Origin of the sequence: Zoogloea sp. (assembly GCF_041914405.1) — a bacterium.
Taxonomy (GTDB): Bacteria; Pseudomonadota; Gammaproteobacteria; order Burkholderiales; family Rhodocyclaceae; genus Zoogloea.
The window spans coordinates 23,764-35,351 of sequence record NZ_JAYSDK010000049.1; the positions used below are offsets into that span (position 1 = coordinate 23,764).

The following is an 11,588-nucleotide window of genomic DNA, read 5'->3' on the forward strand; positions in this document are numbered from 1 at the left end:
CACAAGGAGAGGCCGTGGGGCCCGTTTTCCTCGATACAGACTTGCTCGACGGGCTGGTGGCGCAGGCCCGTACGGCGCCGCGCCGTCGGGCCCATCACAACCTGCACAGTGACCTGGGGGCGCCGGCGCAGCGTCTGCTGGTGGCGATGGAGCCGGATTCCTATGTGCGCCCCCATTGCCACCTGGACCTGGACAAGGCGGAAACCCTGATCGTGTTGCGTGGCAGCGTGGGCGTGCTGATCTTCGATGCCGGCGGGGCGGTCGCGGAGACGCGGGTGATGCGGGCCGGCGGCGCGATCCTGGGCTACGACGTACCGCCCGGCGTGTGGCATTCCATCGTGGCGCTGGAGAGCGGAACGGTCTTTGCCGAGGCCAAGGCCGGACCCTACATACCGCTTGGGGAAGCCGAATGGGGACGCTGGGCGCCGCCTGAAGGCGATCCTGCGGCGGCGGCCTATCTGGCCGCTATGGGCAAACTCTTCACTCTGGCATGATCGGCGCCGCGGGCAGGGTGCCGATGTGCAGCAGGCCGGTGACGGCGTCGGCAGGCAAGGGCGGGCTGAACAGGTAGCCCTGGGCGGCGGTGCAGCCTTCCAGGCGCAGAAATTCCATCTGCTCAGGCGTTTCGGTGCCCTCGGCGATCACCTCCAGGCGCAGGTTGCGGCCGAGCTGGATGATGGTCCGCACCAGCACCGCGTCGTCCGGATCCTCGTTGAGGTCGCGCACGAAGCTCTGGTCGATCTTCAGGCGATCCACCGGGAAGCGCTTAAGGTAGGCCAGGCTCGAATAGCCGGTGCCGAAATCGTCGATGGACAGGCGCACGCCGAGCTTCTTCAGGCGCGCCAGGATGTCCTCGACGGCGTTGCCCGACTGCATCAGCAGGGATTCGGTGAGCTCCAGCTCAAGCCACTGGCCGTCCAGCCCGGCGTCGTCGAGGGCGTCGCGGACGGTGGCGATGATGTCCTCGCGGCGGAATTGCAGTGCTGACAGATTGACGGCGACCGGGACTGGCTGGAAGCCGGCATCCTGCCAGCGGCGTGCCTGGCGACAGGCCTCCTGTAGAACCCAGCGGCCGATAGGCACGATCAGCCCGCATTCCTCTGCCAACGGGATGAAGCGCGCGGGTGGGACGCCGCCGAGCGTGCCGCTGAACCAGCGTAGCAAGGCCTCCATGCCGATGATGCGGCCCGTGGCCAGGTCCACCTGCGGCTGGTAGTAAAGCTGGAACTCGTCGTGTTCGAGGGCGCGCCGCAGCGCGTTTTCGAGGTGAAGGCGCTCAAGTGCATTGACGTTCATCACCTCGTCGAAGAAGCGGTAGGTGTTCCGTCCGCTCTCCTTGGCGTGGTACATCGCCGTGTCGGCGTTCTTCATCAAACTCTCGACGTTGCTGCCGTCCTCTGGATAGAGGGCGATGCCGATGGAGAACGAGGTGCCGAGCTGCTGGGTGTCGATCTGGAAGGGATCGCGCAGGCGGTCGAGGATCTTTTCGGCGACACGGGCGGCATCGGCCGGAACATCCACGTCGGTCAGCACGATCAGGAACTCGTCGCCCCCCTGGCGGCTGACCGTGTCGGTCTCGCGGACGCAGGACGACAGGCGCAGTGCCACACCTTGCAGCAACTGGTCGCCCATCATGTGGCCGAGGGAGTCGTTGATCGTCTTGAAGCGGTCCAGGTCGAGAAACAACAGTGCGATCCGCTTGCGCCGCCGCACCGCGTTGGCAAGGGCCTGCTCGAGGCGGTCGTGGAGCAGGGTCCGGTTGGGCAGGCCGGTCAGCGGGTCGTGCTGGGCGAGGAAGGCGATGCGTGCCTCCGAGGCCTTGCGCTCGGTGATGTCGGAGAACACCGCCACGTAGTGGCTGATGCGCCCGGCGTTGTCGCGCACGGCGCTGATCGACAGGGCGGAAGGGTAGAGCGTGCCGTTCTTGCGGCGGTCGTTGATTTCCCCCTGCCAGAAGCCATGCTCCTCGATTTCCGCCCACATCGCTTCGTAGAAGGCGGGATCGTGATGGCCAGACTTGAGCAGCCTGGGTGTCTGGCCGATGGCTTCCTCGGCGCTGTAGCCGGTGACCTCGCTGAAGGCCTTGTTGACCGACAGGATGCGCTGGTTGGCGTCGGTGACGATGATCGCTTCGACGCTGTTGCGGAACACCGTCCAGGCAAGGCGGAGCTGTTCTTCGCTCTCGCGCCGGGCGGTGATGTCGGCGATGGTGGTGATCACGCCGCGGGGTGTGTCACCGTCGTCCTCGTAGAGCGGTACCGAATTGACCCACACCCAGCGCAGGCTGCCGTCCCGCCTCTCGACGCCAAGGGGGCCGGCCTGGGCTTGCCCGCTGGCCAGTGCCCTCATCGACGGGATCTGGGCGATCTCTGCCGGACCTCCGTCTTCGTTGAGGTAGCGCACCAGGCCGCTGTCCTGGTTGAGCTCCCAGGCATTCATTTCAGCGCGGCTGAGGCCGAAGATCTCCTCGGCACTGGCGTTGTGCAGCAATACGCGGCCCTGGGCGTCGCGCAGGATGACGCCTTCGCCCATCGAGGCGAGCAGGGTGCGCATGCTCTGCTCGCGTTCGCGCAGCTCGGCTTCCGTATTGCGGCGGTCGGTGATGTCGAGGCCGGAGGCGATGTAGCCGGTGAAATCGCCGTTTCCGTCGAAGACTGGTCGGCCAGTATTGATGATCCAGCGATATGCGCCGTCGTGGCGACGCAGCCGGTACTCCATCTCGAAGGGGGTCTGCACCGCGAAGTGCTCGAGATAGGTGCCGATGCAGCGGTCGAAGTCTTCCGGGTGGATGCCGATGGTCCAGCCATCGCCGAGTTGGTCTTCCAGCTTGCGTCCGGTGAAGTCCAGCCAGGTCCGGTTGAAGTAGCAGCACTTGGCGTCGGTGCCGGATCGCCAGATCAGGGTCGGGAAGCGCTCGAACAGCGCCGTCGAAAAGTCGAGACTGTCGCAGCTTTCTGGATTGGGAGACTCGGCCACGTCGAGAATGTGTGTCGTGAAGTCAGGTGGTTGGCGACGGATCGGCGCATTCTAACGCCATTTCCCGCCGCCCACGCCGCCTGCATGCCCTACACTGTGTCGGCACGGCTGAAGACCAGGCTTTCCGGTGGATCGACCGTTTCCCATTCCACCCGACTGACGCGGGCGGCGGGCGGGCCGCGCCGGGCCCATTCGATGATCGTATCGATGGCCGCTGCCGGGCCCGCGACCAGTGCCTCGACGGTGCCGTCGCTACGGTTGCGCACCCAGCCGGCGAGGCCCAGGTGCAAGGCCTGCGCATGGAAGGCGTTGCGGTAGCCGACGCCCTGCACGGAGCCGTGGATGCGAAGCAGGCGGGCGGTGTCAGATGCTGTCTTCATCCATGAACCTCGGAAGAAGCTCCTTTGAGCGGGCGAGGGCGCCGTACAGGTCGCCGCAGATGTTGTTGGGGCCGACGTCGTCGGCAAAGCCCGAGCGTTCGATCAGGGAGCCGGGCTGTGGGTTCAGGTTGCACAGGATCAGCGCACAGCCGCGCTTGTGCAGGTTCTTGCACAGGCTCTCGAGGCCTTCCAGGCCGGTGGTGTCGAGACTGACCAGGTGTTGCATTTCGAGGATGACGATTTCCGGGTGTCGTTCCGTCGGGGCCAGCAGGGCCTCCAGTTTGTGGATGGCGCCGAAGAACAGGGAGCCGTACAGGGAATAGGCGACCACCCGCGGCGTGCCGTCCGGGTAGAGGAACTGCGGCAGCATCGACAGCTCACCTAGGGGCATGCGTTCGACGCGGGTCAGGTCCGACATCCGGTAGATGAAGGCCAGGCTGGCCAGCACCATGCCCAGCTCGACCGCCAGGGTCAGGTCGAAGACCACGGTGACGAAGAAGGTGCTCAGCAGGATAGCCCGGTAGTTCAGGGAGAAGCGCCCCAGTCCGCGGAACTCGTGCCACTCGCCCATGTTGATCGACACCACGACGACGATTGCCGACAGGGTGGCCAGCGGAATGTGCTTGGCGAACGGGGCCAGGACCAGCACGACGGCCAGCAGTACCAGTGAGTGCACTATGCCGGCCACTGGACTGCGCCCGCCGGTGCGCACGTTGGTGGCGGTGCGGGCAATGGCGCCGGTGGCGGCGAAGCCCCCGAACAGCGGGGCGGCGATGTTGGCGATGCCTTGGGCGATCAGCTCCTGATTGGGGTCGTGGCGGTCGTCGATGGAGCTGTCGGCAACGCGGGCTGACAACAGGGATTCGATGGCTCCGAGCAGGGCGATGGTCAGGGCAGGCGAGATCAGCTTGCCGAGGATCGGCAGCGACAGCTCGGGCAGCGCGAAGGCGGGCAGATCCTGGGGGATACCGTTGAAGCGGCTGCCGATGGTTTCCACCGGGAGCTGGAGGAGCGCGTTGGCGACGGTGGCGACGACCAGCACGCCCAGCGGGCCGGGCATGCGCGCCAGCAACGTGAAGCGCTTGGCGAGCCGGTTCCACGACAGGAGCACGACGAGCGAGGCGATCGACAGGGCGACTGTGGGGATGTCGATGGTGTGCAGGTTGGCGGCCAGCGCCTCGATCTTGCCGAAGAACTCGCCGGGCATGTGTTCGATGCGCAGGCCGAGGAAGTCCTTGATCTGGGCGAGGAAGATCACCACCGCGATGCCGTTGGTGAAGCCGATCACCACCGTCTTGGGGATGAAGCGGATCAGGTTGCCGAGGCGGAACACGCCCATCGCGACGAGGATCGCGCCGGCCAGCATGGTGGCGACGAGCAGGCTCTGCACGCCGTAGTCGGCAACGATGCCGTAGATGATCGGGATGAAGGCGCCGGTCGGCCCGCCGATCTGCACGCGGGAGCCGCCGAGGGCGGAGATAAGGAAGCCGGCGACGATGGCCGTCCAGATGCCGGCGGTGGGGGACATGCCGCTGGCAATGGCAAAGGCCATGGCCAGCGGCAGGGCGAGGACGCCAACCGTCAGGCCAGCGGACGCATCGCGGCTGAACTGGCTGCCGTCATAGCCCGGCAGGGTGTCGAGGAGCTTGGGGTGAAACGCAATCTTGGCCATGGGGCCTCCGCAAAAGTTGGAGCATCAGGTCTGCGCCTGTGGGCGCGGCTTGCGGAGGCGGAAGACCGGGCCCGGTGCGATGTTGGACGAACCATCGTTTGCGGGCGGTCATGGGCATGGCTGTGCTTCCTTCAGGTTAGCGGGAAAAGTTGCCGTCGTTGGCGGCCTGCTTGCCGCGGGACGCGGCATGCATGACTTCCACCAGCATCTTCACCGCGGCGATGAAGACGGCGACGATGCCGCCGCCCACGCAGATCCAGGCCTGCATGCTGTTGGCGGGAAAGCCGGGCAGCAGGGAGGCGCGGTCTTCCATGAGGTAGGCCGCACCTACCGCGAGGACCACTACGCCGATCATGTCGATGGCCGCCCAGGCCCAGAAGGCCGGGGTCAGGCGGGGGAGGGGCGAGGCACTCATTTGACGCGCATGCCCGGGGTGGCGCCGCTGTCCGGCGACAGGATGAACAGGCCCGGTACTTCGCCGGTGCTGTCGGAGGCAGCCAGCACCATGCCTTCGGACATGCCGAACTTCATCTTGCGCGGGGCCAGGTTGGCGACCATCACGGTCAGCCGGCCGACCAGCGTGGCGGGGTCATAGGCGCTCTTGATGCCGGCGAAGACCTGGCGCGGGCGTTCCTCGCCGATGTCAAGCTGCAGGCGCAGCAGCTTGGCGGCGCCTTCCACGTGCTCGGCGGAGACGATCTTGGCGATGCGCAGGTCCACCTTGCCGAAGTCGTCGATGGAGATGAAGGGCTCGGTTTCCGCGGCCTGGTCGGCTTCGGTGGCGGCGACGTGGGCCTGGTGCTGGGCGTGGCGCTGCTCGGAGTGGCTGTCCTTGCCGTTCTTCGCGGCCTTGGCGGGCTTGGCGTCAGCCACGGCGGCGGGTGCCAAGGAGTCCCGGTTGGCCTCGAGGAGGGCGTCCACCTGCTTGCGCTCGATGCGGGTCATCAGGTGCCTGTAGGCGCCGATGGCGTGGCCGGCGGGCAGCGGGGCCAGCAGGTTGTCCCAGTTCAGCGGCGCGATGGCCAGGAAGGCTTCCACCTGGGCGGCCAGCGTCGGCAGCACCGGCTTGAGCAGGCCGGTGAGGGCCTTGAAGATGTTGATGGCGGTGGTGCACACCACGTGCAGGCGGGCTTCCTGGCCTTCCTGCTTGGCGAGCTCCCAGGGCTTGTTGTCGTTGACGTAGCCGTTGGCCTGGTCGGCGAACTCCATGATCTTGCGCAGCGCACGGCTGAAGTCGCGGGTCTCGTAAGCTGCGGTGATCTCGGAGAGATCCCAGTCGAGGGCGGCGCTGCTGTCATGGGCGCCGAGTTTGCCGTCGAAGCGCTTGGCGATGAAGCCGGCACAGCGGCTGGCGATGTTGACGAACTTGCCGACCAGGTCGGAATTGACCTTGGCGATCATGTCGTCAAGGTTGAGGTCCACGTCTTCCATCGTGCCGTTGGACTTACCGGCGAAGTAGTAGCGCAGCCACTCCGGGTTGAGCTTCTGCTCAGTGTAGGAGCGGGCCGTGATGAAGGTGCCGCGGCTCTTGCTCATCTTGGCGCCGTCCACGGTCAGGAAGCCGTTGACGCACAGCTGGGTCGGCGTGCGGTAGCCGGCGAAGTGCAGCATGGCGGGCCAGAACAGTGCGTGGAAGTACAGGATGTCCTTGCCGATGAAGTGGATCAGCTCGGTGCCGGTAGCCGCAGCCGGGCCGGCCTCGGTGTAGTTGGCGACGTCGATGTCCTTGCGGCGGGTGGCCAGGTTGCGGAAGCTGGCGAAATAGCCGATCGGGGCGTCCAGCCAGACGTAGAAGTACTTGCCCGGCGCGCCGGGGATCTCGAAGCCGAAGTAGGGCGCGTCGCGGGAGATGTCCCAGTCGGACAGCTTGTTCTCGCCGGCCTCGCCGAGCCATTCCTTCATCTTGTTGGCGGCTTCGGCCTGCAGGCGGCGCTCGCCCTCCGGGGTGACGCCCTGGGTCCATTCGCGCAGGAACTCAACGGCGCGCGGGTCGGACAGGCGGAAGAAGTAGTGTTCGGACGTCTTCAGCACCGGCTTGGCGCCGGACACTGCGGAGTACGGGTTCTTCAGTTCGGTCGGGGCATAGGCGGCACCGCAGGCTTCGCAGTTGTCGCCGTACTGGTCTGCCGCGCCGCACTTGGGGCACTCACCCTTAATGAAGCGGTCGGGCAGGAACATCTCCTTGACCGGGTCGTAGAACTGCTCGATGGCGCGAGTGTCGATCAGCTTGGCGTTGTCGCGCAGGCGGGTGTAGATGTCCTCGGCGTACCAGCGGTTCTCGCCGCTGTGGGTGGAGTGGTAGTTGTCGAACTCGACGCCGAAATCGCGGAAGTCGCGGGAGTGCTCGCCATGCACGCGGTCGATCAGCTGCTCGGGCGTCAGGCCTTCCTTCTCGGCGCGCAGCATGACCGGCGTGCCGTGGGTGTCGTCCGCGCAGACGTAGTGCACCAGGTTGCCGCGCATGCGCTGGTAGCGCACCCAGATGTCGGCCTGGATATAGCCGACCAGGTGACCAAGGTGGATGTCGCCGTTGGCGTAGGGCAGGGCGTTGGTGACGAGAATCTTGCGCGGGGTGGTCATGAATGGGCCTGATGCACGATTGTTCTGAATCCGGCATTCTAGCAAAGCGATTCCGCCCTCGCGGAGCCTGCCCGTTTTGGTAAACTGGACAAAATTACTCGGGTTTAACTCGCCCCGCGTGCCGTTCACCATGTTTTCATTTTTTCGCCGCTCGCCGGCCCCCGATACCATGAGCCTGACCGACCAGAGCGTCCTCGACTGCTTGAAGCAGTTCGTTGATCCCAATACCGGCAAGGACTACGTCTCCTCCCGCCTGGTGAAGAACCTGCGCGTGAGCGGTGCCGACGTGTCCTTCGACATCGAGCTGGGCTACCCGGCGCAGACCCAGATCGACGCGATCCGCCAGGCGCTGATCGCCCAGGTCAAGACTTTGCCCGGCGTCGGCAACGTGAGCGCCAATGTGCACACCAAGATCGTCGCCCACGCAGTGCAGCAGGGCGTGAAGCTGTTGCCCGGCGTGAAGAACATCATCGCCGTGGCCTCCGGCAAGGGCGGCGTCGGCAAGAGCACCACCGCGGTCAACCTGGCCCTCGCGCTGGCGGCCGAAGGCGCACGCGTCGGCATGCTGGATGCGGATATCTACGGCCCGTCCCAGCCGCAGATGCTGGGCATCGGCGGTCAGCGCCCCGAGTCCCTCGACGGCAAGACCATGCAGCCGCTGCACGCCCATGGTCTTCAGGTGATGTCCATCGGTTTCCTGGTGGACGTGGAAACCCCGATGGTGTGGCGCGGCCCGATGGCCACCGGCGCGCTGCAGCAACTGCTGAAGGAAACCAACTGGGACGAACTGGATTACCTGGTCATCGACATGCCGCCGGGCACCGGCGACATCCAGCTGACCCTGTCCCAGACCGTGCCGGTGACCGGCGCGGTGATCGTCACCACGCCACAGGACATTGCGCTGCTTGACGCCCGCAAGGGCCTCAAGATGTTTGAGAAGGTCGGTGTGCCGATCATCGGCATCGTCGAGAACATGAGCATCCACATCTGTTCCAACTGCGGCCACGAGGAGCACATCTTCGGCACCGGCGGTGGGCAGGCCATGTGCGCCGACTACGGCGTGCCCTTCCTCGGAGCGCTGCCCCTCGACATCCAGATCCGCCAAGAGGTGGACAGCGGTGTGCCGACCGTGGTCGCAGACCCGGATGGCCGCGTTGCGGAGATCTACAAGGGCATCGCCCGCAAGGTGGCGATCAGCATCGCCGAGCGGGCCAAGGACATGAGCCACAAGTTCCCCAACATCGTGGTGCAGAACACGTGAGCGGCGTGATGCGGAGTCTGGCGGCCGGCCTGCTGGCGGTCGCCTGCATGGGCTTGGGCGGTTGCGTGGTGGGGACCGTCGTCGGGACTGCGGTGGATGTCGGCGTCGAAGTGGTGAAGGTGCCGTTCAAGGTCGGGAAGGGGATCTACGACGTAGTCAAGGATGACCCGGAAGAGGAAAAGAAGAAGTAATTTGCGGCATTGCATCAACGCCTGCAATTGACGTCTCTATGGCGGGCCTCTGCATGTAGAATGCGCGTTTTTGTGCAGGGGCCCCGCGTGAGCATCAAATCGGACAAGTGGATTCGCCGCATGGCGGAAGGCGATGCGCGCATGATCGAACCGTTTGCCCCCGAACTGGTGCGCCAGAATGAGGGCGGCAAGATCGTGTCCTACGGGACGTCGAGCTACGGCTACGACGTGCGCGTTGCCAACGAATTCAAGATCTTCACCAATATCAATTCCACGATCGTCGATCCGAAGAACTTCGACGAGCGCAACTTCGTGGATTTCACCGGCGACGTGTGCATCATCCCGCCGAATTCCTTCGCGCTGGCGCGCACCGTCGAGTACTTCCGCATTCCGCGCAGCGTGCTGACCGTGTGCCTGGGCAAGTCCACCTATGCGCGCTGCGGCATTATTGTCAACGTGACGCCGCTGGAGCCGGAGTGGGAAGGCCACGTGACGCTGGAGTTCTCCAACACCACGCCGCTGCCGGCCAAGATCTACGCCAATGAAGGTGTCGCGCAGATGCTGTTCTTCGAGTCGGACGAGGTGTGCGACACGTCTTACAAGGACCGTGGCGGCAAGTACCTCGGCCAGACTGGTGTGACGCTGCCGAAGATCTGAAATATTTCTGTTGTAACGTTGCGGATATCGGGCGGACTATGCGCAGGCACGCAAGTCCGCCCAACGCTTTTTGTTGATCCGCCCGGGCCGAAAGTCGGGCATCGAGGAGTCGAGCATGCGCTTCAATTTTCCGGTCATCGTCATCGACGAGGACTTCCGTTCGGAAAACACGTCCGGGCTGGGTATCCGGGCCCTGGCGGAAGCCATCGAGAAGGAAGGCCTGCAGGTGCTGGGGGTGACCAGCTACGGTGACGTGGCGTCCTTTGCCCAGCAGCAGAGCCGCGGGTCGGCCTTCATCCTGTCCATCGACGACGAGGAGTTCTCGTCCCCCGAAGCCACCGAGAAGGCCATCGCCGATCTGCGTGCATTCGTCGAGGAGATCCGTTTCCGCAATGCGGACATTCCAATCTTCCTGTACGGCGAGACGCGTACCTCCCGCCACATCCCGAACGACGTGCTGCGCGAATTGCACGGCTTCATCCACATGTTCGAGGACACGCCGGAGTTCGTCGCCCGCCACATCGTGCGCGAGGCCCGCGCCTACCTGGATTCCCTGCCGCCGCCGTTCTTCCGCGCGCTGACCCACTACGCGGCCGACGGTTCGTACTCCTGGCACTGCCCCGGCCATTCCGGCGGCGTCGCTTTCCTGAAGAGCCCGGTCGGCCAGATGTTCCACCAGTTTTTCGGCGAGAACATGCTGCGCGCCGACGTCTGCAACGCGGTGGACGAGCTCGGCCAACTGCTCGACCACACTGGTCCGGTGGCAGCGTCGGAGCGCAATGCAGCGCGGATCTTCCACGCCGACCACCTGTACTTCGTCACCAACGGTACGTCCACCTCCAACAAGATGGTGTGGCATTCCACGGTGGCGCCGGACGACATCGTGGTGGTGGACCGCAACTGCCACAAGTCCATCCTGCACTCGATCATCATGACCGGGGCGATCCCGGTGTTCCTGACGCCGACCCGTAACCACTTCGGCATCATCGGGCCGATTCCGCTGGACGAGTTCAAGCTCGACAACATCCGCCGCAAGATCGAGGCCAATCCCTTTGCCCGCGCGGTGAAGGACAAGAAGCCGCGCATCCTGACGATCACCCAGTCCACCTACGACGGCATCCTCTACAACGTGGAAACCATCAAGGAGATGCTGGACGGAGAGATCGATACCCTGCACTTCGACGAAGCCTGGCTGCCTCACGCGGCCTTCCATGACTTTTACGGCGACTACCACGCGATGGGCGCCGACCGTCCGCGCTGCAGCGAGTCGATGGTGTTCTCGACCCAGTCCACCCACAAGCTGCTGGCCGGCCTGTCCCAGGCCTCGCAGATCCTCGTGCAGGACTCCCAGACCCGCAGGCTGGACCGGGACATCTTCAACGAGGCCTACTTGATGCACTCGTCCACGTCGCCGCAGTACTCGATCATCGCGTCCTGCGACGTGGCGGCGGCAATGATGGAAGCGCCGGGCGGCACCGCGCTGGTGGAGGAATCTTTGGCCGAAGCCCTCGACTTCCGCCGCGCCATGCGCAAGGTGGATGAGGAGTGGGGTGTCGACTGGTGGTTCAAGGTGTGGGGCCCCGACTACCTGGCGGACGAAGGCGTCGGTGAGCGGGAAGACTGGATGCTGCGTGATTCCGAGCGTTGGCATGGTTTCGGCAACATCGCGCCGGGCTTCAACATGCTCGACCCGATCAAGGCCACCATCATCACCCCGGGCCTCGATGTGGACGGCGACTTCGCGGACGACTTCGGCATTCCGGCGGCGATCGTCACCAAGTACCTGGCCGAGCATGGCGTCATCGTCGAGAAGACCGGCCTGTACTCGTTCTTCATCATGTTCACCATCGGCATCACCAAGGGCCGCTGGA

Annotated in this window: 10 protein-coding genes; 5 read left to right on the forward strand and 5 right to left on the reverse strand. The window is 65.1% G+C overall.

Annotated elements, in window-relative coordinates; all coding sequences use genetic code 11:
- Positions 1–14 precede the first annotated feature (14 nt).
- The gene (locus ACE3RX_RS21400) at positions 15–494 is read left to right on the forward strand and encodes a WbuC family cupin fold metalloprotein (RefSeq protein WP_374486999.1); all 480 of its coding nucleotides are present in this window, start codon (positions 15–17) and stop codon (positions 492–494) included.
- Here ACE3RX_RS21400 and ACE3RX_RS21405 read toward each other — a convergent pair.
- The 5 genes from ACE3RX_RS21405 to metG form a co-directional block, all read right to left on the reverse strand.
- Positions 481–2,976, reverse strand: coding sequence for an EAL domain-containing protein (locus ACE3RX_RS21405; protein WP_374487000.1), 2,496 nt, complete (start codon positions 2,974–2,976; stop codon positions 481–483). The two genes, ACE3RX_RS21400 and ACE3RX_RS21405, sit on opposite strands and share 14 nt — an antisense overlap.
- An 89-nt stretch (positions 2,977–3,065) precedes the next feature.
- Positions 3,066–3,356: an acylphosphatase gene (locus ACE3RX_RS21410; protein ID WP_374487001.1), complete on the reverse strand. Its 291-nt coding sequence runs from the start codon at positions 3,354–3,356 to the stop codon at positions 3,066–3,068.
- On the reverse strand, positions 3,340–5,028 hold the full coding sequence (locus ACE3RX_RS21415) for a SulP family inorganic anion transporter (RefSeq protein WP_374487002.1): 1,689 nt from the start codon (positions 5,026–5,028) through the stop codon (positions 3,340–3,342). Before ACE3RX_RS21415 ends, ACE3RX_RS21410 begins: the two co-directional genes overlap by 17 nt.
- A 136-nt stretch (positions 5,029–5,164) precedes the next feature.
- A complete protein-coding gene (locus ACE3RX_RS21420; RefSeq protein ID WP_374487003.1) occupies positions 5,165–5,443 on the reverse strand; it encodes a hypothetical protein in 279 nt (92 codons plus the stop codon).
- Positions 5,440–7,608: a methionine--tRNA ligase gene (gene metG, locus ACE3RX_RS21425; protein WP_374487004.1), complete on the reverse strand. Its 2,169-nt coding sequence runs from the start codon at positions 7,606–7,608 to the stop codon at positions 5,440–5,442. Before metG ends, ACE3RX_RS21420 begins: the two co-directional genes overlap by 4 nt.
- A gap of 169 nt (positions 7,609–7,777) precedes the next feature.
- On the opposite strand from metG, the gene apbC reads away from it, so the two are divergent.
- The 4 genes from apbC to ACE3RX_RS21445 form a co-directional block, all read left to right on the forward strand.
- Positions 7,778–8,869, forward strand: a complete 1,092-nt coding sequence (gene apbC / locus ACE3RX_RS21430) for an iron-sulfur cluster carrier protein ApbC (protein WP_374487005.1) — start codon at positions 7,778–7,780, stop codon at positions 8,867–8,869.
- Positions 8,870–8,877: 8 nt separating this feature from the next.
- Entirely contained in the window at positions 8,878–9,060 is a 183-nt protein-coding gene (locus tag ACE3RX_RS21435; RefSeq protein WP_374487008.1) for an NF038104 family lipoprotein, read from the forward strand.
- 87 nt (positions 9,061–9,147) lie between these two features.
- Entirely contained in the window at positions 9,148–9,717 is a 570-nt protein-coding gene (gene dcd / locus ACE3RX_RS21440) for a dCTP deaminase (protein ID WP_374487006.1), read from the forward strand.
- A gap of 115 nt (positions 9,718–9,832) precedes the next feature.
- A partial coding sequence (locus ACE3RX_RS21445; protein ID WP_374487007.1) for an Orn/Lys/Arg decarboxylase N-terminal domain-containing protein occupies positions 9,833–11,588 on the forward strand: 1,756 nt, incomplete at its 3' end.

Bases quoted from the DNA above. Each gene is read 5' to 3' on its own strand.
- ACE3RX_RS21410 (WP_374487001.1), bottom strand. From the start codon at position 3,356: ATGAAGACAGCATCTGACACCGCCCGCCTGCTTCGCATCCACGGCTCC.
- ACE3RX_RS21415 (WP_374487002.1), bottom strand. From the start codon at position 5,028: ATGGCCAAGATTGCGTTTCACCCCAAGCTCCTCGACACCCTGCCGGGC.
- ACE3RX_RS21420 (WP_374487003.1), bottom strand. From the start codon at position 5,443: ATGAGTGCCTCGCCCCTCCCCCGCCTGACCCCGGCCTTCTGGGCCTGG.
- metG (WP_374487004.1), bottom strand. From the start codon at position 7,608: ATGACCACCCCGCGCAAGATTCTCGTCACCAACGCCCTGCCCTACGCC.
- apbC (WP_374487005.1), top strand. From the start codon at position 7,778: ATGAGCCTGACCGACCAGAGCGTCCTCGACTGCTTGAAGCAGTTCGTT.
- ACE3RX_RS21435 (WP_374487008.1), top strand. From the start codon at position 8,878: ATGCGGAGTCTGGCGGCCGGCCTGCTGGCGGTCGCCTGCATGGGCTTG.